Annotated in this window: 27 protein-coding genes and 1 tRNA gene; 7 read left to right on the top strand and 21 right to left on the bottom strand. The window is 67.1% G+C overall.

From position 1 onward, the window contains the following. Nucleotides 1-317 precede the first annotated feature (317 nt). The 10 genes from NE234_RS45200 to NE234_RS06505 all read right to left on the bottom strand — a co-directional run bounded on the left by NE234_RS45200 (nucleotide 318) and on the right by NE234_RS06505 (nucleotide 7546). The gene (locus NE234_RS45200; protein WP_252777945.1) at nucleotides 318-1703 is read right to left on the bottom strand and encodes a tyrosine-type recombinase/integrase; all 1386 of its coding nucleotides are present in this window, start codon (nucleotides 1701-1703) and stop codon (nucleotides 318-320) included. Nucleotides 1704-1823: 120 nt separating this feature from the next. Then, nucleotides 1824-2024 carry a helix-turn-helix transcriptional regulator gene (locus NE234_RS06540; protein WP_308206848.1) on the bottom strand — a complete coding sequence of 67 codons (201 nt, stop codon included), beginning with the start codon at nucleotides 2022-2024 and terminating at the stop codon, nucleotides 1824-1826. Then, complete coding sequence (locus NE234_RS06535; protein WP_308206847.1) at nucleotides 2021-3526, bottom strand: replication initiator; 1506 nt, start codon at nucleotides 3524-3526, stop codon at nucleotides 2021-2023. Before NE234_RS06535 ends, NE234_RS06540 begins: the two co-directional genes overlap by 4 nt. Then, the gene (locus NE234_RS45195) at nucleotides 3513-3638 is read right to left on the bottom strand and encodes a hypothetical protein (RefSeq protein ID WP_308206846.1); all 126 of its coding nucleotides are present in this window, start codon (nucleotides 3636-3638) and stop codon (nucleotides 3513-3515) included. Before NE234_RS45195 ends, NE234_RS06535 begins: the two co-directional genes overlap by 14 nt. Before the next feature lie 123 nt (nucleotides 3639-3761). Then, nucleotides 3762-5105, bottom strand: coding sequence for an FtsK/SpoIIIE domain-containing protein (locus NE234_RS06530; RefSeq protein ID WP_252777944.1), 1344 nt, complete (start codon nucleotides 5103-5105; stop codon nucleotides 3762-3764). Nucleotides 5106-5457: 352 nt separating this feature from the next. Further along, nucleotides 5458-5760, bottom strand: a complete 303-nt coding sequence (locus tag NE234_RS06525) for a hypothetical protein (protein ID WP_252777943.1) — start codon at nucleotides 5758-5760, stop codon at nucleotides 5458-5460. After that, nucleotides 5760-6011 carry a hypothetical protein gene (locus NE234_RS06520; protein WP_252777942.1) on the bottom strand — a complete coding sequence of 84 codons (252 nt, stop codon included), beginning with the start codon at nucleotides 6009-6011 and terminating at the stop codon, nucleotides 5760-5762. The genes NE234_RS06525 and NE234_RS06520 overlap by 1 nt, the downstream gene beginning before the upstream one ends. Next, nucleotides 6011-6424 carry a plasmid replication, integration and excision activator gene (locus NE234_RS06515; RefSeq protein WP_252777941.1) on the bottom strand — a complete coding sequence of 138 codons (414 nt, stop codon included), beginning with the start codon at nucleotides 6422-6424 and terminating at the stop codon, nucleotides 6011-6013. The genes NE234_RS06520 and NE234_RS06515 overlap by 1 nt, the downstream gene beginning before the upstream one ends. Nucleotides 6425-6557: 133 nt before the next feature. Further along, nucleotides 6558-7277 (bottom strand): GntR family transcriptional regulator, encoded by a 720-nt coding sequence (locus NE234_RS06510; RefSeq protein ID WP_252777940.1) that lies wholly within the window; start codon nucleotides 7275-7277, stop codon nucleotides 6558-6560. 44 nt (nucleotides 7278-7321) lie between these two features. Further along, the gene (locus tag NE234_RS06505; RefSeq protein ID WP_252777939.1) at nucleotides 7322-7546 is read right to left on the bottom strand and encodes a hypothetical protein; all 225 of its coding nucleotides are present in this window, start codon (nucleotides 7544-7546) and stop codon (nucleotides 7322-7324) included. Between the two features lie 35 nt (nucleotides 7547-7581). Here NE234_RS06505 and NE234_RS06500 point away from each other — a divergent pair, with 35 nt between their 5' ends. Continuing rightward, complete coding sequence (locus NE234_RS06500; RefSeq protein ID WP_252777938.1) at nucleotides 7582-7821, top strand: hypothetical protein; 240 nt, start codon at nucleotides 7582-7584, stop codon at nucleotides 7819-7821. Between the two features lie 513 nt (nucleotides 7822-8334). Continuing rightward, a complete protein-coding gene (locus NE234_RS06495; RefSeq protein WP_252777937.1) occupies nucleotides 8335-9648 on the top strand; it encodes a hypothetical protein in 1314 nt (437 codons plus the stop codon). Nucleotides 9649-9651: 3 nt separating this feature from the next. On the opposite strand, the gene NE234_RS06490 is transcribed toward NE234_RS06495, so the two are convergent. After that, the gene (locus tag NE234_RS06490; RefSeq protein ID WP_252777936.1) at nucleotides 9652-10581 is read right to left on the bottom strand and encodes a phosphotransferase enzyme family protein; all 930 of its coding nucleotides are present in this window, start codon (nucleotides 10579-10581) and stop codon (nucleotides 9652-9654) included. Nucleotides 10582-11283: 702 nt separating this feature from the next. Here NE234_RS06490 and NE234_RS06485 point away from each other — a divergent pair. Both NE234_RS06485 and NE234_RS06480 read left to right on the top strand, forming a co-directional pair. Further along, nucleotides 11284-11523 carry a hypothetical protein gene (locus NE234_RS06485; RefSeq protein ID WP_252777935.1) on the top strand — a complete coding sequence of 80 codons (240 nt, stop codon included), beginning with the start codon at nucleotides 11284-11286 and terminating at the stop codon, nucleotides 11521-11523. A gap of 318 nt (nucleotides 11524-11841) precedes the next feature. After that, nucleotides 11842-11914: transfer RNA gene (locus NE234_RS06480), tRNA-Arg, on the top strand. Between the two features lie 211 nt (nucleotides 11915-12125). Here NE234_RS06480 and NE234_RS45015 read toward each other — a convergent pair. From NE234_RS45015 to NE234_RS06440, 8 genes are all read right to left on the bottom strand, one after another. Beyond that, complete coding sequence (locus tag NE234_RS45015) at nucleotides 12126-13535, bottom strand: tyrosine-type recombinase/integrase (protein ID WP_252777934.1); 1410 nt, start codon at nucleotides 13533-13535, stop codon at nucleotides 12126-12128. After that, nucleotides 13532-13723: a helix-turn-helix transcriptional regulator gene (locus NE234_RS06470; RefSeq protein WP_252777933.1), complete on the bottom strand. Its 192-nt coding sequence runs from the start codon at nucleotides 13721-13723 to the stop codon at nucleotides 13532-13534. Before NE234_RS06470 ends, NE234_RS45015 begins: the two co-directional genes overlap by 4 nt. After that, the gene (locus NE234_RS06465) at nucleotides 13720-15138 is read right to left on the bottom strand and encodes a replication initiator (RefSeq protein WP_252777932.1); all 1419 of its coding nucleotides are present in this window, start codon (nucleotides 15136-15138) and stop codon (nucleotides 13720-13722) included. Before NE234_RS06465 ends, NE234_RS06470 begins: the two co-directional genes overlap by 4 nt. Nucleotides 15139-15361: 223 nt before the next feature. After that, nucleotides 15362-15730, bottom strand: a complete 369-nt coding sequence (locus tag NE234_RS06460) for a hypothetical protein (protein ID WP_252777931.1) — start codon at nucleotides 15728-15730, stop codon at nucleotides 15362-15364. Nucleotides 15731-15747: 17 nt separating this feature from the next. Further along, entirely contained in the window at nucleotides 15748-16461 is a 714-nt protein-coding gene (locus NE234_RS06455) for a DUF2637 domain-containing protein (protein WP_252777930.1), read from the bottom strand. After that, on the bottom strand, nucleotides 16461-16742 hold the full coding sequence (locus tag NE234_RS06450; RefSeq protein WP_252777929.1) for a hypothetical protein: 282 nt from the start codon (nucleotides 16740-16742) through the stop codon (nucleotides 16461-16463). Before NE234_RS06450 ends, NE234_RS06455 begins: the two co-directional genes overlap by 1 nt. A 28-nt stretch (nucleotides 16743-16770) precedes the next feature. Then, nucleotides 16771-18129 carry an FtsK/SpoIIIE domain-containing protein gene (locus NE234_RS06445; RefSeq protein ID WP_252777928.1) on the bottom strand — a complete coding sequence of 453 codons (1359 nt, stop codon included), beginning with the start codon at nucleotides 18127-18129 and terminating at the stop codon, nucleotides 16771-16773. 14 nt (nucleotides 18130-18143) lie between these two features. Next, complete coding sequence (locus NE234_RS06440) at nucleotides 18144-18485, bottom strand: SCO3933 family regulatory protein (RefSeq protein ID WP_252777927.1); 342 nt, start codon at nucleotides 18483-18485, stop codon at nucleotides 18144-18146. A gap of 143 nt (nucleotides 18486-18628) precedes the next feature. Between NE234_RS06440 and NE234_RS06435 the strand changes: the two genes are divergently transcribed. Next, nucleotides 18629-19009 carry a winged helix-turn-helix domain-containing protein gene (locus tag NE234_RS06435; protein WP_252777926.1) on the top strand — a complete coding sequence of 127 codons (381 nt, stop codon included), beginning with the start codon at nucleotides 18629-18631 and terminating at the stop codon, nucleotides 19007-19009. Between the two features lie 71 nt (nucleotides 19010-19080). Here NE234_RS06435 and NE234_RS06430 read toward each other — a convergent pair whose 3' ends face one another. Both NE234_RS06430 and NE234_RS06425 read right to left on the bottom strand, forming a co-directional pair. Continuing rightward, nucleotides 19081-19314 carry a hypothetical protein gene (locus NE234_RS06430; RefSeq protein WP_252777925.1) on the bottom strand — a complete coding sequence of 78 codons (234 nt, stop codon included), beginning with the start codon at nucleotides 19312-19314 and terminating at the stop codon, nucleotides 19081-19083. Next, nucleotides 19311-19601, bottom strand: a complete 291-nt coding sequence (locus NE234_RS06425; RefSeq protein WP_252777924.1) for a hypothetical protein — start codon at nucleotides 19599-19601, stop codon at nucleotides 19311-19313. Before NE234_RS06425 ends, NE234_RS06430 begins: the two co-directional genes overlap by 4 nt. Before the next feature lie 521 nt (nucleotides 19602-20122). On the opposite strand from NE234_RS06425, the gene NE234_RS06420 reads away from it, so the two are divergent. Together NE234_RS06420 and NE234_RS06415 are read left to right on the top strand one after the other, a co-directional pair. Next, nucleotides 20123-21088 carry a hypothetical protein gene (locus tag NE234_RS06420; protein WP_252777923.1) on the top strand — a complete coding sequence of 322 codons (966 nt, stop codon included), beginning with the start codon at nucleotides 20123-20125 and terminating at the stop codon, nucleotides 21086-21088. Next, nucleotides 21085-21792: an HAD family hydrolase gene (locus tag NE234_RS06415; protein ID WP_252777922.1), complete on the top strand. Its 708-nt coding sequence runs from the start codon at nucleotides 21085-21087 to the stop codon at nucleotides 21790-21792. The genes NE234_RS06420 and NE234_RS06415 overlap by 4 nt, the downstream gene beginning before the upstream one ends. Nucleotides 21793-22440: the final 648 nt, after the last annotated feature.

Below are 22440 nucleotides of genomic sequence, written 5' to 3'. Positions count from 1 at the left end.
CCCAGCGGCTCCGCTAGGCTGCTGACCAGCGTCAAGCCCTCGTAGCTCAGGGGATAGAGCAACGGTTTCCTAAATCGGCTATACCGCGATCATGGGCCGCCGAGTCTCCCCAGCTAGAGCGATCAAATCAGCGTTGAGCAGGCGAAACGCGGATGAGTGAGCTTTGCAGCCAGCCGCAGCCGAGTGCAGCCGTATGCCACCGATTGTCAGGGGCTCCGGAATATACGCGGAATGGTCCGGACGGCGTTTGCCCAGGTCGACCCGGAAAAACCGAAGGGGCTCCGTACGGGACGGAACCCCTTCGAGAGTAGCCACGCTCACGCCGCAAGGGCAGTCTCAATTAGCCGGTTGATGCGCATCTCGTCACCGTCGAGGCATCCGGCGTAGACCTTCCACAGCACCTCTTCACTGTGACCGACCCGCCGGGCGATCTCCGGTGCGGGCACCCCCGCATTGAGCCACGTCGTGATGGCCGCATGACGAAGGTCGTATGGGCGGTGAGCCAGGGGAGAGGCTGCCTGCTCGGGGGACAGGCCGATCATTCGCGCTTGGTCCCACACCCGCCAGTAGGACGACGAGGCGACGAGCTTGCCCGTTGACGTAGCGAAGAGACGGCCGTCCGGCGCAGTGCCGAACTCCTTGACGTGATCACGAAGGATGCGGACCAGCACCGGCGGAATCGGGATCGGCCGAACCTCATCCTCACCACGCCGCTTGGTCCCCTTGTCGTCATGCGATTCGCCACTGTCGGTGTAGCGCTTGCCCGCCTGCGGCCGATTCTTGACGACCGTGAGCCGCCCCCACCCTTCCTCCGGAAGATGGCAGTCCGTCACCCGCAGCCCGACCGCCTCACCAGGCCGAAGCGCCGCGTAATACATGCAGGCGAACAACGGCATGAGCCGCCGCCCGCGTCCGTTCAGACGGCCGACGTACGTAGTTGCCGAAAGAAGTTGGCGCGCCTGCGCCGGGTTCGGGACCACCCGCGGATCAACACGCTTCCTGATCTCGGGAGCGGACCAATCGACATCATGCAGCGGGTTCGAGTCGAGCAACTTGAGTTCCCGCACCACGTACTTGAGCACCGAGTGAAAGACCGCCCGCTTGCGGGCAATGGTCGTCGCCGCAGCCCGCCGCCCCTCCATGGTCACGGCAACAGCGTCGAGAGCCCGCCGGACGTTCTCAGCCTTGGCGAGCTCTGTCACCGGCAGCGAGTGGCGTTCCAGCCAGCGCAGCGGGTCGACGAGTTCGGCCGGAACATCGCCCTCATGGGACGGAGGATGCAAGGCGTAGCGAACGAGAGCAGCCCGCAGGAGCGAAGCGTCCGGCTTGCTCTTCTCAGCGGTCACCAGGGCAGGCGTAATCGTCGCCAGCGCGTCAACGATGCTGCTACGAGTCTTGGCCGGTTGCCTCGCCCAGTTCGCGGAGACGAACTTCCGTACCACGGCGTACCACGTCAGCGTCGGCCGTTCCTTCCGCAGCAACGACTCAGGGAGACCGGTCTCAACGTCGAACGGCTCGCCCTGGTTGGCCGCTTGGACCAGGCTGCCGAGGAAGCGCACGGCCAGCGCCTTGCGCTCGAATGTCTTGGACTTCTCTCGACCGGCGACGGTCCATCGCACCGTGTACGAGCGGACGACCGTCTTGCCGTTTTTCACGGACTTGTTCGGTCTGATCTCCCAGAACCGGACGTCATGCGACTTCACGCGCACGCCCCTTCTGTGATCACGCCGGGTGCGGGCATCCCCGCTGGCCAACTCACTTCGTTCGCCCTTCGGGTCGCCTGCGGCGATTGGCAGGCCGGGCTGCCCTCACGTCCGTTCATGTCAGGCCGCCTGTTCGCTGTGCTGGTCGAGCCAGGCCCGGAAGTCTTCACGGCGGATGCGAAGGCTTCCGTTGGGCAGGCGGATGCAGGCCGGAGCGATGCCGAGTTCACGCCACCGGTAGAAGGTCCGCCGCGAGACGTCCCGCAGCTCTGCGAGCACTTCGGGAACGGTCATCAGGTCTTCGTGGATCTCGGAGTTCACGCCGCCTCCTGAGTTGCCGAAAGATCGAGCGTGGTCTTGGCTTGGTCGAGTTGGCGTCGCATCTCCACCCGTTCGGCGATGGAAGCGAGTAGCCGTTGTTCGACCGGTTTCACGTCCGGGTCATCGGGTGGCGCGAGTTCCCAGGCGTACCGGCCGGGTTGGGTCGGGTGGCCGGTTGCCGAGACGCCGGCCTCGGCGAGGCGGGCGAGGACCCAGTTCTTGCGGTCGGCCTTGTGGTCGGTGAGGGTCTTGCCGGACCATTTGCGGGAGACCAGGACGCGGCGCCCGGCGTAGCCGAGGTATTCACGGCGGTGCGCTTTGGCCTTGCAGTAGCCCGGCGTCAGCCCGTGCCGAGCGTTCTTGGGCTGGATGCCGTAGCGGAGCCAGTTTGCGCATGTCGGCGAGCACGGTTCGTACCGCAGCGCCTCCAGGAGCCGGTCAGCGTGGTCCGCTTGTGCGGGGGTCTCCGCTGCGTGGCATTCGGCGATGTCCTTGACGAGGTACTTGGTCAGGTAGCCGATCAGCCGGGAGGACTCCGGCGTACCGGCCATGACGCCTTGGGCGTCGATCTGGCATCCGAACCGGCCGACGTGCAGCGGTTCGGCGTCGTCGTCATCCAGCGTCCTAAGTGCCTCCTGCCACGTGGTCAGGGGCAGGTGGGTGTCCGGGTCGAGGTAGGCCCGTTCCCGTGCGTCCCAGTACGGCAGGCGCTCCCCCGCATAGACGACACGGTCGGTCGAGGGCCACCACACCTGTGTGTAGGTCGCGGCGACGACTTGGCGGAGTTCGGCGCGGGAGATGGTGCCGCGGATTGCCATGTGCAGGTGAGGGGCGAGCCGTCTCTGCGGTTCGACGGTGGCGAAGTACTGGACGTCATAGCCGACGAACCGGCGCAGGTTCTGCACGAACCGATCGACCAGCTTGGAGAAGTGCAAAGCGTCCCGCGCCGCCCGCGCGTAGTCGTAGGTGGCCGGGTCGACCGGGGTCCCGTCGTTCTTCACCCGCCCGTAAGAGTCGAGGGTGAGCGTGAGGAACAGCGACGGCCGGAAGGTCTTGCCGTCCGGTGCGGTGTAGACCTTGCCGACCGTCCGGGCCGCGACGGGACGGCGGGGAAGGTCGGGTACGTCCTGGCGGCGCTTGGTCGACCGCTTCGGGCGTTCGGGCTTGTCGGTGGGGAGGCGGCCGACGACGCCGGTCTGGGCGAGTTCGGCGTTGATCTCGGTCAGCAGCTCCCGCCACTCCGAGGAGTCCTCACCGGCTGCCTCAGCGCGTTCGGCCCATGCTTGGACCTCGGCGCGTTTTTCCATCCAGAAGCGTTGTTCGTCGTCCGGGTCGGCGCGCTCGATCACCGGCTCGGCTTCGAGGTGCCAGCCTTCCCGGCATTGGGTAGCGCGCAGCTTCCGCTTCCGCTCCGCACAGGGCGGGCAGACCGAGGCGAGCGTGTGCCCGCACGGCATGTTCACGATCGCCGTCTCACCCGTGACAAGGTCAGTGCGGCGCATGGCGACGGGGGCATACGCCGTGTTCGACGGCGACGGCCTTGACGACGTCACGGGCGAGCGGCGGCCGGACCTTGTGCGGAGCCTCCGGCGTGGTGGTGGTCTGCTCGGTCACTTCGCCTCCCTGGTCTTGTCGGTGCCGGGGTGCGCCGCCGGCCAACTCACTTCGTTCGCCCTATGGGTCGCCTGCGGCGATTGGCAGGCCGCGCCCCCTTGCGTCTTGTCGGTCGGTTGGGCATCAGGCGGCCTCCGCCGTCAGGTACGCGCCCATCGCGGCAATGTCGCCATCGGAGACGAACCCCGCCCGCACCCGCACCGGATCGGGGGAGTCCTCCAGCCGCACGTACGCGACCCCGGCACCGATGTGGGAGATGGGGGAGATCTCGTCGGCGAGGGCGCCACGGTCCCGCGCACCGTCACCGAGAACCATGTCGACCTGGTCGGCCTCATCCAGCCGCAGCGCGATCCGGGTCGGGAACAGGTTGCGGATGTTGATGACGTCCTTGCGCGGGTCCTGGAGGGCGCCCACGACGCAGATCCCGACCGACCGGCCCTGAGAGGTCAGCGTGGCCAGCGCCGCATCAGCCCGCTTGCGCAGGTCACGGTCCGGGCAGTAGGCGGTGAGGAAGGCCAATTCGTCGACCATGACGACGATGAACGGGTCCGCGATCGTGGCGAGGAAGGTTCGAGTCACGCCACCGAACCGCGCCGCGCGCTTGTGCATCTCGGAGACGGCCGCCTCCAGCAGCTCGACCATGCCGCCGCCCGCGTCGTCGCTGTAGCGGTTGAAGATGCCCCGTCCGAAGGCCAGTTCCATGCGCTTGGGGTCGATCCCCCAGACCTCGACCAGGCCCGCGCGCATGGCCGGGAGCAGCGCCCGCACCAGGCCCCACAGGATCGAGCCCTTGCCCGCTCCCGTCGCGCCCGCGATCAGTACATGGGTGCCGAGCAGGCGCAGCAGCCACGGGGAGGAGTCCTCACGCACGCCGACCGGCAACGCCGCCAGGCCCACGGCGTCCTCAGACGCGGGCACCGGGAGCGCGGGCAGCGGCACCGCCAGGGCGTCACGGCGGACCAGCTCCAGCCAGACGAACCCCGGCCGGTCGGCGGTGCGGACACGGCACAGCGCGGCCCCGAAGCCGTGGGCGAGGTTTTCGGCGTGGTCCCGCCAGATGCCCGGCGCTTGGCCAGACAGCATCTTGACCAGAACCCGATCCGTGGTCGCGGTCACGGCCACGCGCTTGATAGCGGGCAGGTATTCGCGAGCGTTGCGGTAGAACGCCAGCCCGGACATCACCATCACCGGCCGCCAGTTCCGCCGGTACACCGTCACATGCCGGAAGCGAGCGCGGACCGGGCGGGCGACCAGGCGCACGAACGAGGCTCGCCAGTACCCCGCCCAGCAGCCCAGCCCGAGCGCCACCAGGCCGAGGGCGAAGACGGGCAGTTGCCAGCCGACCGCGTACACCAGCCAGGCGACCCCGCCGGCCACGACCGTGACGAGGGGATGGCGGGCGAGGAAGACGACCAGGCGCACCAGCGCGCGGACGAGGTTGACCAGCAGGACCAGCGCCGGGGGCATGTGCCAGACCGGCGGAGCCCACCGCGGCCCCTCGAACGGGTCAGCCGTCGCAGGAACCATCACGTTGTCAGACGGAGCGTCCTTGCGAAGACCCATCACCGACCACCCCCAGCCGAGCGGGCGGGGCGGGAGAGGCGTTCCGCGACGCGCTTGGGGAACAGCACGGTCTGGCCCTTGCACGGCCCGCACTTGGTGCCGGTGGCATCCTTGGGCAGCGGATTACGGCACACGACGCAGCGCGGCCTTTGGCGTGCGGTAGACATGAACCGATCTCCATTCGGAGCAGCAACGAAGGGTGAGAGATCAAAGGGGCGGCCGGAAGGGTGAGAGCTTCCAGCCGCCCCGCCTGGTGTCACGCCGCAGCGTGACCGGACTGGTTGGACTGTTCGGCGTGGATGCGCTCGACCTCGGCCAGCAGCGCCGCCGCCTTGGCCGCCAGGTTCCGGAACACCGTCACGTCCTCATCGGTGATCGGACCCTCGCGGCGTGGGCCGATGGTGATCTCGGTGTCACCCAGTTCCAGGGACAGGAACGGCCGGGTTTCACCGTCCGGATACAGGACCGTGTACGCGCGCTCGTCCAGGTAGAACCCCGTCGAGACATGAGTACGACCCGGCTTGTTCGACACCGTGGTCAAGGCGTAACCGCCGCTCATCACGCCACCGCCTTCCCGCTTGCGCCGTTCCGGTACAGCCGCTCCACCTCGACCGCGTACGCCGCCGCCTGCTCGGCCAGGCACCGCGCGAACTCCACATGCGCCGCCGAGACCCGCTCGGGCAGGGTCAGGGAGACCAGCACCCCGCCCGTGGAGAAGGTGAAGACCGGCGTCCGGCGCGCGTAGGACCGAAACTGTGCCCGCGACCGGGAACCGACCGGCAGCGACAGCGCCGAGGCCCGCCCCGCCATCAGGCCGCCGCCTTACCGGCCGCAGGAGCGGCGGGCTTGCCCGCGCCCTTCGGGTCGCGCATCGCCTTGGCCCTGAACGAGTACGCCAGCCGATCGGTCTTGGAATCGACGTACGGGGTGACGGTCAGACCCTCGAACTCCACGGCCGCGAACGGGAACCCACCCGACGGGGCAGGGGGCACCGGCTGGTGCTCCCCGAACAGCTTGACCTTGACCGAGCCCTTGGCGGCCGGGTCGGCGTCGATGATCTCGACCTGCCACACCCTCTCGCCGGTCTCCTTGTCCCGCGCCTGAACCGGGTTGTCCTTGGTGGACTTGTCGAAGTCCCGGACCGGCTCGACCTCGCCCCGGATGAACGCCCCGTGCGGGAAGACGAACCCGAAGTCAACGGGGATCGGACCCTGCAATGCCATCGAACTACCTTTCGCCGACTTTCCGACAACTCGTGTTATCGAGTGATTCGACGATAAGTCGCGCTCGCTAGCTCGACAAGTCAAGTTTGGATCTTGGGCAAGTGATCTAGATCACATGCGGGATTGATGCTGGTCAGAGGGTGTATTCGTCCTCAAGCTCGTGCAGCTCGCCGGGCAGGACAAGCTCAACGACGAGCACAGGGCGGCCGGTCACCTCATACACCGCAGCAGTCACCGCGAGCACCGGAGCCGTCTTGCCGAGACTGAGCGCTTCGGCTTCCTCGCCGGTCGGTCGGCGTGCGGTCAGCCGCTCGGTGACGCGGCCAAGCCGGACGTTCGCTGCCGACTGCAACCGCTGACGTACCCCCGCCGACGAGGGGGTGTCCTGATCGAGGCCGGCCGCCTCAGCGATATGCGGCAGGACCCAGTAAGACACCAGCTCAAACGGGGCGTCATCTTGGAACGCCAAGTGCTGGCGCAGCAGCACGGGGAAGTTCTGCGGCACCTCCAGCAGCGCCGCGACCGATGCGGGTGCCGGACGCCGATCGAGCGTCAGAAGGGCACCGGACACGGGCTCATCCAGGACCGCACGCGTAGGGCGCTGGTGATCCTCCGCGCTGCCCGCAGACGCCTTAACGAACGACCCTCGCCCGTGCTCCCGATCGATCTCGCCGCGCAGCTTGAGAGTGTCCAGCGCTTTGACGACGGTCGGCCGGGAGACGCCGAACTCCTGAATCAGCCGTGTCTCTGACGGAAGCATGGACCCCGGCGGATACGTGCCGTCCTTGATGCGCCGCCGGATCGTCTGAACGATCTGGATGTACTTAGGCGGCGCGTAATCCGTGTCTTCCATGACGACCTGCCATCAACTCGACTGGTCGACAGCCTAGCGTCGAGTCAACCGGCCGTCACGACTACCGGACGGGTCCACACCGCCGCCGGATACGGCCAGGTCGCCGCCGACAAGATCGCTTTGGTCAGCTCCTCGGGGTCCATGGCTTCCACCAGCCGCCATCGCCCCGAGATCCACACCATTGCCCACCATGACCGCGTGGCCGCACCGAACCAGATCACCACACCGGGGAATCGGCGCGTCAGCACGGCCAGCGCATCGACGGTCATGACCGGTCGCCGGCCCCAGTGTCACGAAGCCTCAAGTGCTCGGCGATCTGCGCCGCCGCCCCAGCCGGATCACCCACTCCGTGGCGGGCCTGGCCGTCGTACCGCCATACGAACGACCCGCCCGACAGGTCGACCTCGATCCAAAGCTTTCGCTCGGCCAAGGCTCCCCGCGCGGACAGCGCCGGACGCGCATCACTCAAGCCGACCATGACGTCGAGCTTGATCAGCTCCCGGCACAACTCGGTCAAAAGACCGAGCTGCCGACCGTGATTTGACCCGTTCACCCTCGCTCCCTCCCGTTCGGTGCGGGACCGGTGACGCAGGTGTGAGCGACGAGAAGCATCCCGTCAGCGCCACCGGCCCCGCAGCTCATCAGGCCGCCGACAACTCGCGGCCCGTGCCTGAGCAGTGCGAACACGGTTCCCGGACCGCTGGTACGGTCGCCGGCTCATCTGCCCGCGCAATGATCAGTCCTCGCCTTGGCCGGATGTACTTCCATCGGCGGCCGCCGCAGGACACACAGGTAGAAGAGGTTTTCGTTCGTTCGCCGCTCATGCCGACAAGCCTGGCCGGGGCACTCACTCCGGAACGACTTCCAGCGGCTATCCCCATTGGGGATAAACTTCGAGAACCCGAGGTCTAGGAGGCGATGCGCGATGTCTCGATCGTCCTTCGAGCCCATCCACATCCCGGATCACGCATGGCGTCAAGACTCGGTCCGCCGGTTCCTCCGAGAACGGCGCGCAGGGGAACTGTTCTGGTTTCTCCAGAAACACGGCATAAGTCAGATGCGCATCGCAGCGGCCACGGGGCAGTCTCAAAGCCGAATCAACGATCTCATGCACGGCCGACGCAAGAACATCGAGGCATTCGATGCATGGGAACGCATCGCCGATGGTCTGAACATGCCGGACCATGCCCGCATCACGCTTGGCCTCGCCCCGAGAAGACAGCAAGAAACAGAGCGATCCGTCCCCGCCGATCTGGGACTTACACTCCCGTCCTCGCTTAACGAGCGCACCGAAACAATCTCTACTCTCTGGCACGCCGATCTCGACGAAGTGACACCTGTCGTCAGCGGAAAGATCAATGTCGCCGCCTGGAATGACGCGTCCTTGAAATGGCTACTACTAGCAGACTCAAGAACCGCGGAACCATCCGGTTCGGGAAGCCGACGCGTAGGAGCGACGGACGTTCAGCGCGTGAAGCTGACTACGGACATCTTCGCACAGATGGACAACCGATTCGGCGGAGGCCACGCACGCCATTCACTCATTCAATTCCTCGCCAGCGACGTTGACGAACTACTATCCGGAAGCTTCACCGAAGAAGTCGGCCGCGACCTGTTTTCCGCCGTAGCGGAGGCGACCCTCCTCGCCGCATGGATGTCATACGACAGCGGGCTGCACAGCCTGGCGCAGCGGTATTTCATCCAAGCGCTAGCACTCGCCGAATCGGCGAACAACAGGTTGCTGGCGGGGAGCATCTTCGATGCGATGAGCCATCAAGCGACCTTCGTAGGACGCTTCCAGGAAGCCGCCAGCCTAGCCAAGGCCGCCCGGCTCGGCACTCAGGCCATCGCCACCCCAACACTCACGGCCCATTTCCACGTCATGGAAGCCCGAGCGCTCGCCCGGCTCGGAGATGCGCGAGGGTGTGACTCGGCGCTCTCCGCAGCCGTCATGGCTTTCGAGAAGCGCAACCCCATGGACGATCCCGAATGGATTCAATACTTCGACGAGGCCGAGCTGGCTGCAGAGTTCGGTCACTGCTTCCGAGACCTCGGCCGGCCAGTCGACGCGACGAACTACGCTTCACAGTCTCTCGGGAGCGCCGACGGAACGTATCAACGAAGCGACTTCTTCGCCACGATGGTTCTCGCCGACTCCTACCTTCGTGCAGGTGAAGCAGAGCAAGCCTGCCAAGTCACGCTCGACGCCTTGCGCATCGGGGAGCAACTGAAATCCGCCCGATGCGTCAGCTATCTCCGAGAATTCCGCACCGGTCTAGCCGATATAGGCTCAGCGCAGCGTATCCGTGACTTCGAGGAGCAGGCCGCCGGATTCTCGCTGTGGAGTCAAGCCGGTCCACCGAGTAACTAAAGGTTAGTACGGCTGCCAGTCTCGCTTGTCCGAGCCGGTACGCAGAGCCAAGATTCGCTTGCGTACCTCAGCAGCGACTTTCTCATCATCGGATGCCTTCTGGCTCAGCCAAGTAACCATCAGGAATTCACGCACATCCCGTAGAACGGGGTAACCTGGCCACTCCATTACGTCGAATCCGTAGGTCTTGACGAAGACCTCGTACTCATCCCGCGTGTGCCAGCCGAAGCTGTCGTAGTAGATCGCCGTGAGGACCAAGTCCCATTCACGAGGACCGATCGCAAAGCCATCGAGATCGATCAGGATCGGGTTTCCCGCGTCATCGTGAATCACATTGCCGACGCTCGCGTCACCATGGATGACACCCGGAGCCAGAGCGAACTCAAGTTCAGCAAAGCGAGTCCGAAGTTCCTCCAAGCGCCCACGCAGGAAGTCACGATCTCCGGAACTCAGCCAGCCATTTCCGTCGATGCGCAACTCTGCGCGGGCGAACGGCTGGAGCGACGGAAGCCCGAGAGAAGACGGCGGCTCCAGGCGATGCAACCGAGCCAGGAGCGAGGCCACCTCGGCAGTAGAGCCGTACGACTCCTTGTCCGAGACCAAGTCCCAGAAGGTCACCACTCGCCCATCAACGACGACCGGTTGATCGATGGGCAGCGCCCGGACCGCCGGATATTCGTGGCCCTCCAACCAGCGAGCCACCGCCACCTCTTTGCGCGCATCCGGCTCGTAGGCAGCAGTCCGTGCGATCCGGCCGATGATCCGATCAGGCAGGCGGTAGATCGCGTTCTCACCGATCCGCAGAAGCTGCGCACCCGTGACATCGATTCCCACCACCGCGCCAGCATGGTTCAAGGTTCGCAACGTGTCCGCAGCGGCGAAGCTCTGTGCGTTCCCGTCCTCAGCGGGCTCCGCAGCACCGTTGGAGATCATGCCTTGCACGCTACCTACACGCGGCCACTACGCCATGACCGACCTCTGCCGAATTTCGCTGTATTAGATCAAGGCGGCGGCGCTCCGCGCCGCCGCAGGCCGCCCGCTCCGGCACGCCCTACGGGCGTGCGGCGTGGGCGCCGGTCCCTCCGGCCGTGCCGATCGGGCGGCCCCAGCGAACGAAGACCCAACCGCGGATTCCTTCCAGCGTCACCGACTCCGAACCGTTCTCACGGGACGGCCGCAGGGCCGCCGGCCAACTTCACTTCGTTCGCCCTACGGGTCGCCTACGGCGATTGGCAGGCCGCCCCGCTCAGCACTTCACGGGCGCGGTAGATGATGCCTCCGGCGGGGGCGCTCAGGCTCGGGGATGGACCCCACGCCGACTCGGTGTAGTCGTAGTCAGTGGTTGAGGTGGAAGCCGGGTCATCCCCTCCGCCGACGCTCCAGGCGGAGCCCAGCAGACCAGGCCCTCCGGGTCGAGGTCGTTCGTCCGTGGGGCGCTCCACCTCGACCCGGAGGGCCTGGCCCGCTTCCCTGACGGGTGGGAGCGACGGCAGAGGGGATGACCCGGCGAGCGGACCTGTTGCGTACGAACAGACGAATGGCCCTGGCCCCAAGCAAGGGACGGGCCGTCATCCAGACGTTCACCGAGGCAACTTGGCAGCGGCTGTCCGTGCCCGAGCAGGCATGATGGGCACCATGGATTCTGATTTGCCGACCGTCACCGTAAGACTGTGGCGTGCCGATGCGGTCGTGTTGTTCGACTGGTTGGTTAGTACCGATCTGAACTCTGTGCCGGTCACGCATCCGGCGCAGAGGCAGGCGCTAGCCGACCTGCTGTCCAGGTTTGAATGGGCTGCCGACGTCGATATCACCGGGTCGACGGTCGAGGAGATCGCCGCCGCACAAGATGAGGTTGCCAAGGACATGGGCTGGTAGCCGTCGATCTCAAGCTGACAGCAATGGTGACAGCAACAGGGGCAGACGTCGCCGGATGATCACAGCCGCGCGTAGACGGGCTGACGTCGAGCGCCGTTCGATCATCTTCACCATGATCGAACTGATAAAGATGCGGTCAGGTGGCAAGCCGGAGACCTCCTAGCTCCCAGTCTGAGGGAGGGCGCAGCATCCGAGTACGGGCTAGTCTTAACCCGACGCAGGCGAGGCAGGCGGATACCAAGATCCGGAACATGCGCGGAACGGGCACCGTCCGGACGCGCGCAGCGGTCAAGCTCCGCTAGGCTCTACCAGCGACAAGCCCTCGTAGCTCAGGGGATAGAGCAACGGTTTCCTAAACCGTGTGCCGCAGGTTCGAATCCTGCCGGGGGCACCCACCTGATCAAGGAAAACCCCGGCTGACCAGCACCAACACAGGTCGCCGGGGTTTCGCATGTGTGCAGCCGTATGCCACCGAAAGCAGCCCTCAGCCGGTGGTCGCGGGATATACGCGGGATGAGCCGGGGCGGGGTTCGCCCAGGTGAGCCCCCGAAAAAGCAAGAAGGCCCCGGGATGGACCCGGAGCCCTGTGGCTGCAGAACGCGTTATGTGGCGAGTGCCTTTTCGATCAGGCGGTTGATCCGTTCCTCGTCCCCGTCGAGGCAGCCCGCGTAGACCTTCCACAAGACCTCCACGCTGTGCCCCAGACGCCGGGCCACCTCCTTGGGCGGTACGCCTGCGTTCAGGAGTAGCGTCGCGCAGGCGTGCCGCAGGTCGTACGGGCGTCCGGCGAGGGGCGTGGTTTGCTGCTCGGGGGACAGGCCGATGACACGAGCGGCATGCCAGATGCGCCAGACCGCCGACGCTGAGACCGTGCCGCCGGTCGAGGTGGCGAACAGCCGGCCATCCTCCGCCGTGCCGAACTGCTCCAGGTGCTCAGCCAGGATGCGGACCAGCTCCGGCGGGATCGGGACGAGGCGCTTGTCACCGACCGGACGTCGCTTGAGGCCCTTCTCGTCGTGGCTCTGTCCGCTATCGGTGTAGAGCCTGCCCGGTCTCGGCCGTGACTTCGTCAGCGTCAGCCGACCCCACGCTGAGGCCGGGAGATCACAGGAGCATTCGCCGACGCAGGCGCACAGATCCGGCAGTTCGCAGTCTTGCCGCCGCAGACCGATCGCCTCGGAGGGCCGAAGGCCGCCGTAGTACATACACGCGTACATCGCGCGCATCCGTGCTCCGCGACCAGACAGCCGACCGACATAGGTCACCGCGGCGAGGAGCTGCCGCGCCTGCGTCGGGTTGGCGACAACGCTCCGGTCGACCTGCTCAATTTTCTCCGGAGCCTTCCAATCCACCTGATCGATGGGGTTGGCGTCGAGGAGCTTCCGTTCCTTCACCGCGTACTTGAGCACGTTGTAGAGGACGGCGCGCTTACGCGCGACGGTGGTGGCAGCGGCCGGGCGACCGGTCATCGTGACAGCGATGGCGTTGAGAGCGGATCGAATGACGTCCGCCTCCGCGAGATCTGTGACGGGGAGCGATCGGCTCCCGAGCCATTTCAGAGCTGCGGCTTCCTCGGCCGGAACGGGGAACTTCCAGCGCGGAGGGTTCAGCCCGTAGTGCAGCAGCGCCCGCCGGAGAACCGTCGCGCTCGGCGCGCCGTTCGTGGATGAGACGAGCGCAGGCGTCACCGTCGCCAGGGCGTCGAGCGTGCTCTTGCGGGTCTCGCCAGCCGCGCTCGGCCACTTGGCCTTGATGTAGGTTCGCGCGAGTTCGTACCAGGTAACCGGCACCTGCTTGGGAAGCATCGACGTTGGCAAGCCGGTGTCGATGTCGAACGCTTCACCCCTCTTGGCGGCTTGGCGCAGGTCGGACAGGAAGCTCTCGGCCAGCGCCTTGGTCCGGCGCGTCCGTGACCGCTGCCTGCCCGCGACTACCCACCGGACCTCATACGAGACGGTCTTGCTCGACTTGTTTCGGCGGACGTCCCAGAACTTCACATCGGTCGACTTCACGCCGCCTCCCGCAGCGTCTCCAGCCAGGCGGCGAACTCGCTGCGCCAAATGCGGATCTCGCCGTTGGGCAGCTTGATGCCGGCGGGAGCGTTGCCGAGTTCGCGCCAGCGGTAGAAGGTGCGCCGGGAGACGCCACCGAGTTCGGCGAGGACGTCGGGAACGGTCATCAACTCGTCTCGTCGGTTCACGCGTCCTCCCCGGTGTGCAGCAGGTTTTCGTCCCGCCCCGGAGGGCCGAGCGGTGGCAGCGACGTGCCGTTGATCGCGGCGGATAGGAAGGCTTCGCCGGGTGTGTGGCCTTGGCCGGCGTAGTCCCAGTGCGCGATGACGAGGACCTGGTCGTCGTCGAAGAGGGGGAGGCGGCCGGTGGTGATGTCGTGTTCGCGCTGGTTGTAGGCCATGCGCGCTTCGCGGAGTGCGCCGAGGGTGGTGGAGTAGCGGCGGGACTTGGTGGAGAAGTGGCCGCGGAAGCCGAGCATGTGTGCCCAGTCCGCGAGCCGTAGGTCGGCCATCTCCGGAAGCGCGCCGAGCCGCTGGCACTCGGTGATGAGGCGGCGGGCGTGGTCGCGGATGTTGAGGCGGTCGAGGTCGTCTGTTGGGCGGATGCGTCGGTCGAGGGTGCCGACGCATTCGGCGGCTTTGGTGGCGTATTTGGCGATGTAGCCGGCCACGGCTTGGTCGGTCAGTTCTCCGGTCGTGGTGATCGGCCGTACGTCGACCTGAGACCCCCACGCCAGCGAGCGAGCCGGTACGTCCTCGGCCGTCGGGGTGGTGACCGTGACCGCGCGGGCAGCATGGCGTACCGCGTCGCCAAGGAGCGCCCCGGTCGCCAAGGCTGGCGGGGACGTGGTCGGTCCGTCAGGTCCGTCGAGGCGGATCACGGCGTGGAAGTGGACGACGCCGCGCCGCTGGTATTCGGCGACCTTGGCGAACGAGACCGCCATCACGGCCCGCAGTTCAGCCCCGGTCAGGCCAGCCGCCTTGGCGAGCCGCCGCCGCAGGGCGAGGGTGAAGCGTCGCCATAGTTCGGGGGCGAGTGCGTTGAACAGGACCGAGCCGGTGTAGTCGTAGCAGTCCGGGCAGAGCGGTTCACCCAGCCGCGGATCGTCGGCCCCGTGCCGTTCGGTGCAGGACTGCGGACGCCCGTGCGGGCAGTCGCCAAGGTCCCGCCGGGGGTGGCACGGCTGGACCTTGTCGGCCTTTTCGCGTCGGGCGTGGACCGACCCGAACGAGGGAGCGGTCAAGGTGACGAACGCCGCCGGATGGTCGGTGACGGTGTCGGGGACGCCTTTGCCGCCGACGAGGCCCGCGCGGACGAGTTGGTAGGTGTCGGCGCGGTAGACCTCGGCGCAGGCGGGGCAGCGGGAGGCGCGGCGGGTCTTGCAGGCCACCCGCAGCACTCCGTCCGGTTCATGGATCGTGGAGTAGCGGTGGAGGAGGGCGCCGGTGAGGGGGTCGCGGTAGTCGACCCGCCCGCGCAGGTGGATGGGTTGGGCGCAGCCGCCGGTCCGGCGGACCTGAGCGGCCCAGCGCTGGTAGTCGGGCGAGGCAGCGCGGCGGGCGATGTCTCGGAGGGTGAGCGGGGAGGGGACGGGAGCAGGCAAGATGGAGACGTCTCCTGTCGTACAGACGGTTGGGGATGGCCCCCGACGTGGCGGACGACTTGGCGGTTGTGTGGCCACGCCGGGGGCGCAGGGCGTCAGGAAAACCCGAGGCCCTGGCAGTGCTCGCAGGTCGAGCCTTCGGAGGTCAGTCCGCCGGTGCAGTGGCAGCACGCCCAGTGCCGGGTTGGCGGCACCAGCGCCGGACGCTCGTCATCGAGGCCCGTCACGCCGCGTCCTGGTCGGTGGTGGCGTGAAAGACGTCGGCGTAGCTCATCAGCGCGTTGTGGGCGGCCATGCGACGTGAGGGGACGTGGACGGCCGTGTAGGTGATGCGTCCGAAGGTCTTGGTCACGGTGTAGTGGCCGCCGTCGTTCCGCTCGTCGACGGGGACGGCGTCGAGGAGGGCGGCGATGCGGTCGACCTCGGCCGCCTGGTGCTCGTCGGTGCCGCGGGCGTGGTAGCTCAGGTCCCACCCGTAGGTGTTGACCGGAACGCCGGGGTTGTTCTCCAAGAAGTCGGCCAGGGCGCGAAGGCCCTTGATGGTCTGGTGGCGCGCGAACAGGTCACCGGGCACGATCGGCTGTGCGGTCATGACGAGGGTTCCTCTCCTCAAGCGGTGCGGATCTGGCGGAGCAGGTCAGAGGCGAGCTGGTTAGAGATCCCGAGGCGGGCGCGTAGGGCGTCGCGGGTGATGGGGCGTCCGTGGCGTTGTTCGTGTTCGGTGGCGACGCGGCGGGCGAAGGTGAGCAGTTCAGCCGCCGGACCACCCGCCGAGGCCGCCTCGTCCCGACGCTCGTCCTGCCTCGGTGCGTCGTCCTGGTCGTCGCGGACGAGGACGAGGTCTGAGGACGGCCGTCCGAACGACGGCGGCACCGGTGACGACTCGTCAGCGACCGTCGCGGACGAGGCCGAGGGAGAGGACGAGGGAACCTCGGCCGGGCGTCGACCGGTGGAGCGTCGTTCGAGCATCGAGACCGCCACCAGGAACGCGCCCGCCGGGGTCGCGGCGGTGAGCCAGCCCCATGGGGTGGGTTCGGCTTGGGCGAGGTTGGCTGCCAGTGACAGCACCACCCCGCCGGCCAGGACTAGCGACGGCCAGGAGATCGGCCCGGTCCGCCGACCCGTGCGCCGGTCCCGTTGCCGCTCGCGGGCGGCCATGACGCAGGTGAGGTCGATGCAGACGGCGATGGCCCAGGCCATCCAGCCGTGTTGTCCGTGCTGGCGGGCGGTGTCGCGGATGTGGGTGAACGAGCCCGCCGCAGCGATCCCGGCCAGCACGACGACCGGCCCGGAGTCGGCCACCAGTCCGCCAAGGCGGGGCATCACGCTGCCCTCTGGTCACACGCGGCGAGCAGCGCGGCCAACTCACCGTCACAGCAGTGAGCCTCGGCCCAGTCGAGCAGCCACCCCAGCCCGTCCGTGTAGGCCGATTCCGTCTCGGCGCACCGGGCGCAGGCGGCGACGTGGACACCACGCGTGTCGTCGAAGGTGACCCGGACGGGGTCCAGGACGACGCGGGACGAGGACGGACGGCCGTCCCGCAGGAGGGGACGAGCGGACGAGACACGGACGGCGGGACGACGCAGGGGGATCACGTTGTTCACGGGATGTCTCCGGAAGGTCGAGAGAGGGTTAGGCGGCTTGGTCGTCCGGGATGGCGCGCGGGCCGGTGCGGACGAGATCCGTCCAGGGGGTGGCGAGGTGGCGGTGTGCGTGGGCGGCGTCTTCCGCGTCGGCCTCGGTGGTGAGTGCGGAGCGGGCGCGGTGCCAGGACCCGTCGCTGCCGGCCACGATCGCCACGCCGGGCGTTTCGGCGGGGATGGCGCGTGCGGCTTCAAGTGCGGCGGGGTCCATGTCGCCGAGCGTCATGGTCGCCGTCTCTGGATCGTTGACCCGGTGACACACGCGCCCGGACAGTTGGGAGCGCAGGGCGGTGACGCCGGGTCCGAGGTCGGAGCCGATGCGCTGGCCGCAGACGATGAGATAGACCCCGAACGCCCGCCCCAACTGCGCGATCCGCAGCAGCGCCACCGACGTTTTCGCGACGGTGTCCTTCTCGGCCTTGTCGGCGATAAGGAACAGTTCGGCGACCTCGTCGACGACAACGACGATCGGCATCGGGCGAAGGTGCTTGGGGAGGCGCCAGACGTTGCGCACACCGTGTTCGCGGCAGTCGGCCATCCGGTGCGTCAACTCCGACACCAGCCCATCGAGCAGCCGCACACACCCCGCCCGCGTCGTCGCCAGAGCCGACATGCGCGCCGCGTAGGGAGTGAGCTCCACGCCGCCTTTGAGGTCGAAGCCGACGAGCGCGACCGGTTGCGGAGCGAGACCGCGGATGATGGCGTTGAGGAGCGTGGACTTGCCCGATTGGGTGGCGCCGGCGAACAGCCAGTGCGGGACGGTCTTGAAGTCGATCAGCCACGGCCGCCCGTTCTCCAGCACACCGGGCCGCACGGTCAGCAGGTCATTTGGTGTCGGCTCGACCGGCGGGACGGTGACGAGGGGGTCTTTGCGGGTGGCGATCAGCACGACCTTGCCCGGCTTGGAGTCCAGCACCCGGACCGCGTGAGCCCGCCAGGCGTGAGCGAGCCGTTCGGCGACCTTGGCGAAGTCGTCGGGGATCTGGCCGTCGTTGAGCGTGATCGGCAGCCGCCAGCCCAGCCGGGAGGGGCGGATCAGGCCGAGGCGGGGAGCCTTTTCGATCTCGACCCGCCGCAGGTGACGGCGCTCCACGATCGCCGTGGCTTCACGGGAAGCGGCCCCCAGGACCGGGACGGAGTCGAGGGTGACGCGCCAGCGCCGCCGCTTGTGGGTGAGCTTGCAGGCGGAGGCGACGTGTTGCCAGGTGGCGTAGAGCCAGACCGCGCGGGCCGGGAACCCGACGCACAGCCAGAACGACAGCGGATGAAACCGCCGCCATGTCAGGCCCCCGGCCACCACGGCGACAAGACCCGCACCCGCCACGCACAGCGTTGCCTTGTCGAACATCAGCGGACCCCTGCTCAGGCGGCCTGGACGACGGACGCGGGAACCACGGCCGAGGCCCCGAAGGAGATCCCGTGGCGCTCCTGCCCGCCGATCACCTGCTTCCACGGCCGCGCGATCAGATCCGAGACCGTCACGATCTGGCCCACCTGGACCTCGGGGTCGCCGGGGACGTTCACCGTGACCAGGTCGATCCGGCCGGCCTCGGTCGCCACCGACAGACCCACCTGAAAGACCGTGCGGCCCTCGGCGTCCACCTTGACCTCACCCGTCTCGCGGTTGACCAGCTTCGGCGCAGGCGGAGCCACGCACACGAAGGTCAAAGCGCGGGTGTCGACCGGGATACCGATGTTCTGCATGACACTCCCTGGGGAACCGCCTCCCTAGCTTCTCTAGGAAGGACAGTTTCATAGGTTAGCTAGGAAACGGAGAGAGTCAAGCGATCTTGGGCAACTTTCTTGGGGAACCTAGAAACCTGGGCTGGATCGTCTACCCTGGACCCATGCCAAGCGCGCACCCGGACCGCCGGAAGCTGTACGTCCGCATCGCGGATGAGCTGCGGGAAGACCTCGCCGCGGGGCGGTTTCCGATCGGGGAGCCGTTCCCGCCGATCGGGGAACTGGCCGAGCGGTTCAGGTCGGCGAAGGCGACCATCGAACGCGCCGTGGATGTCCTGCGCAGCGAAGGGCTGCTAGAGAGCAGGCAGGGAAGCCGTACCGTCGTCTTGGCGCTGCCGGACTCAGCAGCCGGCACCGAGAGCGACTCGGCAGAACGCAGCGAAGAGTTCCAGATGATCTTCGGTCAGCTGCAAGAGATGCGCAGTGCCATCGGGCACCTACGCGCGAGGATCGAACAACTCGACGAGCGCACCAAGAACCTCTGAAGAGGTGGCCCGGTCCTTTCGACCGCCGGCACCGCGTAGAGCGTGACTCACGCGGTGCGCTTATATGAGCGTCAGTGGTGCCGACCGACGCCCAGCGTCCAGCGTGCGCCTTGACGGGGCGAGGGCCAGGGCCACGACTGAGACTTGATGATCGCCTGGGTCAACTGATCAGGATCGGCGGCCTCGATCAGCCGCCATCCGGCCGGGGGCGGAACGATGGCCCACCATGACCCCGTGCGCACGCCGAACCAGAACACCAGTCCCGGAAAGCGCCGATGCAACACGGTGACCGGATCGGGCGTCATGATTGCTCGCCCGGCCCCGCATCATCACGGCGCTTCATGTACTCGGCGAGGCGTGCCGCGGCGCCGGCCGGATCATCGAGGGGGTGACGCTCGTGGTCGTCGCGGCGCCACACAAAAGTCCCACGCAAGGCGTCGACCTCGACCCACACCTTGCGGTGACTCAACTCAGTCCGCACCGACAGAGCTGGGCGAGCGTCGCTGAGTCCCGGCTTCACGCCGAGCCGGACCAGTTCGCGGCACAACTCGACGAGCGTCTCCAGCTCCTGTTTCCGGTTGATCCCGTCCATGCTGTGCTCCCTTGGTTGGAAGCGAGGCCGGCGACGGAAACCCAGGTCATCCCTCAACTCCCGCGCGGAGAGAGGCAGGCCACGAATGACCCTGTCTCGCGTCACCGGCCCCGCAGCTCATCGCGGCGCCACGGCCAGCGCGTTAGGTGATTCAGGCGGTCCGTTGCGTCTGTGAACTCGACAAACTCGCAACCCGGCGTGCGACCTCAGCGGCCTTGACCTGCAAGTCGCCCAACTCCGCAGAGATTCGCGCGATCTCTTCGAGCAGTAGCCGACGTTCAACCTCCGTCAAGCCCGCAGCCCTCCTGTTCGCCGCCTGCCGACGTGCTCGATCAATCGACGCGACCCGCCCCAGGCCCTCCAGGTGGGTCCGCGTCTCAAGCTCGGTGTTTCGTTTGGCGTTCACGATCCCGAGCCTCGCCGGACCGGGTGTTTCGCTGCGAGACCGCGCCTATCGCATCTCGGGCGTCTTGTTCTCTCTTCGTCTCGTCTATTGCTCGTCTCGTGTTACGTTCGCCCTAATGGACGAGCAGACGAAGACGAATCCCCCCGTGCGGTTGAAAGCGCTGCTCCGCGAACGCCACTGGCAGACCTACCGGACGTTCAGCGCCGAATACGACAAAGCCGCTCGCAAGGTCGACCCGTCCCTTGTCGGCAGGGGACCCAGCCGCGCGCAGCTTCACCGCTGGATCTCCGGAGACGTTAAAAAGCTCCCATATCCCGACCACTGCCGCGTTCTGGAGAAGATGTTCCCTGGATGGACTGCGGAACAGCTATTCGAACGCATCGATGACGAGCAAGACGCACATCAAGGCGTGGCAGTCCCCGCCGGTCCGACCCCAGCAGCAGCCGCCGCGCTCCCCGTCGACGCAGCGGTGGCCACCGCGCCGATCAGCATCCGGCCCTACGTGGAAGCAGCCTTCGACCGCGAACACGTCGCGATCGACTTCTTCGGCTTCTCCGGCGAGACGTTGCACGGCGTCCTTCAAGAACCGCTCGACAAGATCCGCGCCGGCCAGCTCAAACCGCGGAGCCTCGCCCTGCGTATCCTCGTGCCTGATGTCTCCAAGCCGATGCCCGTACCGTGCCGCAGTGACGACCTGGGCGATGACCCGGAGTTCCGCCAGCGCGCGACCCGGATCATGCTGCGCCACGGGCAGGCCATCTTGGACTCGGTCGAGGAACTGGCCGACCTGGGCATCGTCGACAGCGCCACGGCCGAGATCCGCGTCCATGACTGCCCGCCGCTGTTCAAGCTCTACATCGTGAACAACGAAGAGGTCTTCTTCGGCTTCTACCCGATCAGGCAACATGTCGTGCAGATCAAGGGCACACCGCATCCCATGTTCGACCTGATGGGGAAGGAAGCAAGCTTGTTCCGACACACCGTCCATGACGGCTCAGCCGTCGGGGCACAGTACGTCGCCCAGGCTCGCCAGTGGTTCAACACCGTCTGGGAGACGATCAGTCGCGAGTTCACCGGATGACCCCGCCTCCTACTGCCCTGGCCGACGTCCTGGCCCGCAGCCGGTATTTGTTGTTCGACTTCGACGGCCCGATCTGCGGCATCTTCTCCGGACTGCCCGCGCCCACCATCGCCGCCCACCTACGCGATCTGGTCATGGGAGAAGGCATTGAGATCACGGGGGACGCCGCAGCCTCCGGTGATCCGTTCGACGTGTTGCGCTACGCCGCGACCATCAGCCCCGACCTCACCCAGACCGTCGCGGACGAGCTGCGCACGATGGAGCTCCGCGCCGTCGAGGTAGCCGACGCCACCCCATACGCCCGACAGGTCATCGAAGCGGCCCACGACGACGGACGCGCCATCGCCGCCGTCAGCAACAACTCCCGCGAAGCAGTCGCGCGCTACCTCACGGCCGCCGGCCTCGCACCGATGTTCACCTCCATCATCGGCCGCACCGATCCAGACCCCCGGCTGCTCAAACCCGACCCCCACCTCATCGGCCAGGCCGTCAAGGAACTGGACGCGGCACCCGCCGACTGTGTCCTGATCGGCGACTCCCTCAGCGACATCCAGGGAGCACACAACGCCGGAACACTCAGCATCGGCTACGCCAACAAGCCCGGCAAGCAAGAACGCTTCACCACCGCCGGAGCCGACGCCGTCATCACAGACATGGCCGAACTCATCCCGGACCTCACCAAGCGGCAGCCAGCTACCGACTGACCACGAGACAACTAGACACCGCCGCGAGCACCAGACGAGACACCAGCGTTCTAGGGGCCGAACGGCCAGACCTGCCAAATGAGAACTTTCTCTACGTCTTCAAGGGCGCCCCGCTGCGCGGGCCGCCGGCGGTCGACCGGCCCTCGGGCCGGGCATGCGGCCTCTTCGGGCCGGTCCCGGCCCGAACCAGTCGACCGCCAAACGAGCACGGAGCACCATTGCAATCCATAGAGACAGACCAGTAGACGGCCGTTCTCTCCACTGCCGCGAGTCTGTCAGTCTCGACCGGGGCGCGAAGGCCAGGCCGCTACGTGGTTGACAGGCCGAATCTAACCATCGGCCAGGCTTGCGGGGGATGGCAGCTACGAGAAGAACAAAGGAGAGACGGAGAGACGTCGCCTAAGGCCGTGACGATCGCTGTGAGGGGTTGAGCGTGTCACGGGGCCGGGGCGATCGGCTGACGCACCGCTTCCGGTCCTCGGGCCGTGGCCGGCCCTGCGGTCCGGGTCGGCTTGTCCTCTAAGGGCGTGCCTGCGCTGGGGCGTCACCTGATCAGGCAATGATCGTATCGTTACGACATAGGGTCCGAGCTGCATCGCATGCTCTTTGTGGGATCCGCCCTTCCGCGTTACAGGCCATGCTGCCGAA

This window comes from Actinoallomurus rhizosphaericola, from assembly GCF_024055675.1.
Taxonomy (GTDB): Bacteria; Actinomycetota; Actinomycetes; order Streptosporangiales; family Streptosporangiaceae; genus Actinoallomurus; species Actinoallomurus soli.
Note: the sequence above shows the minus strand (reverse complement) of the source record. Positions and strands in the feature narration are given on the sequence as shown.

What these genes read in the sequence shown, in the direction of transcription:
- NE234_RS06515 (WP_252777941.1), bottom strand. Translation starts at nt 6,424, where the DNA reads ATGGCATTGCAGGGTCCGATCCCCGTTGACTTCGGGTTCGTCTTCCCG.
- NE234_RS06425 (WP_252777924.1), bottom strand. Translation starts at nt 19,601, where the DNA reads ATGGACGGGATCAACCGGAAACAGGAGCTGGAGACGCTCGTCGAGTTG.
- NE234_RS06485 (WP_252777935.1), top strand. Translation starts at nt 11,284, where the DNA reads ATGGATTCTGATTTGCCGACCGTCACCGTAAGACTGTGGCGTGCCGAT.
- NE234_RS06490 (WP_252777936.1), bottom strand. Translation starts at nt 10,581, where the DNA reads ATGATCTCCAACGGTGCTGCGGAGCCCGCTGAGGACGGGAACGCACAG.
- NE234_RS06520 (WP_252777942.1), bottom strand. Translation starts at nt 6,011, where the DNA reads ATGGCGGGGCGGGCCTCGGCGCTGTCGCTGCCGGTCGGTTCCCGGTCG.
- NE234_RS06445 (WP_252777928.1), bottom strand. Translation starts at nt 18,129, where the DNA reads ATGTTCGACAAGGCAACGCTGTGCGTGGCGGGTGCGGGTCTTGTCGCC.
- NE234_RS06455 (WP_252777930.1), bottom strand. Translation starts at nt 16,461, where the DNA reads ATGCCCCGCCTTGGCGGACTGGTGGCCGACTCCGGGCCGGTCGTCGTG.
- NE234_RS06505 (WP_252777939.1), bottom strand. Translation starts at nt 7,546, where the DNA reads ATGACCGTCGATGCGCTGGCCGTGCTGACGCGCCGATTCCCCGGTGTG.
- NE234_RS06460 (WP_252777931.1), bottom strand. Translation starts at nt 15,730, where the DNA reads ATGACCGCACAGCCGATCGTGCCCGGTGACCTGTTCGCGCGCCACCAG.
- NE234_RS06430 (WP_252777925.1), bottom strand. Translation starts at nt 19,314, where the DNA reads ATGACGCCCGATCCGGTCACCGTGTTGCATCGGCGCTTTCCGGGACTG.
- NE234_RS06535 (WP_308206847.1), bottom strand. Translation starts at nt 3,526, where the DNA reads ATGCGCCGCACTGACCTTGTCACGGGTGAGACGGCGATCGTGAACATG.
- NE234_RS06415 (WP_252777922.1), top strand. Translation starts at nt 21,085, where the DNA reads ATGACCCCGCCTCCTACTGCCCTGGCCGACGTCCTGGCCCGCAGCCGG.
- NE234_RS06530 (WP_252777944.1), bottom strand. Translation starts at nt 5,105, where the DNA reads ATGCCCCCGGCGCTGGTCCTGCTGGTCAACCTCGTCCGCGCGCTGGTG.
- NE234_RS06420 (WP_252777923.1), top strand. Translation starts at nt 20,123, where the DNA reads ATGGACGAGCAGACGAAGACGAATCCCCCCGTGCGGTTGAAAGCGCTG.
- NE234_RS06525 (WP_252777943.1), bottom strand. Translation starts at nt 5,760, where the DNA reads ATGAGCGGCGGTTACGCCTTGACCACGGTGTCGAACAAGCCGGGTCGT.
- NE234_RS06435 (WP_252777926.1), top strand. Translation starts at nt 18,629, where the DNA reads ATGCCAAGCGCGCACCCGGACCGCCGGAAGCTGTACGTCCGCATCGCG.
- NE234_RS06510 (WP_252777940.1), bottom strand. Translation starts at nt 7,277, where the DNA reads ATGGAAGACACGGATTACGCGCCGCCTAAGTACATCCAGATCGTTCAG.
- NE234_RS06495 (WP_252777937.1), top strand. Translation starts at nt 8,335, where the DNA reads ATGCGCATCGCAGCGGCCACGGGGCAGTCTCAAAGCCGAATCAACGAT.
- NE234_RS06440 (WP_252777927.1), bottom strand. Translation starts at nt 18,485, where the DNA reads ATGCAGAACATCGGTATCCCGGTCGACACCCGCGCTTTGACCTTCGTG.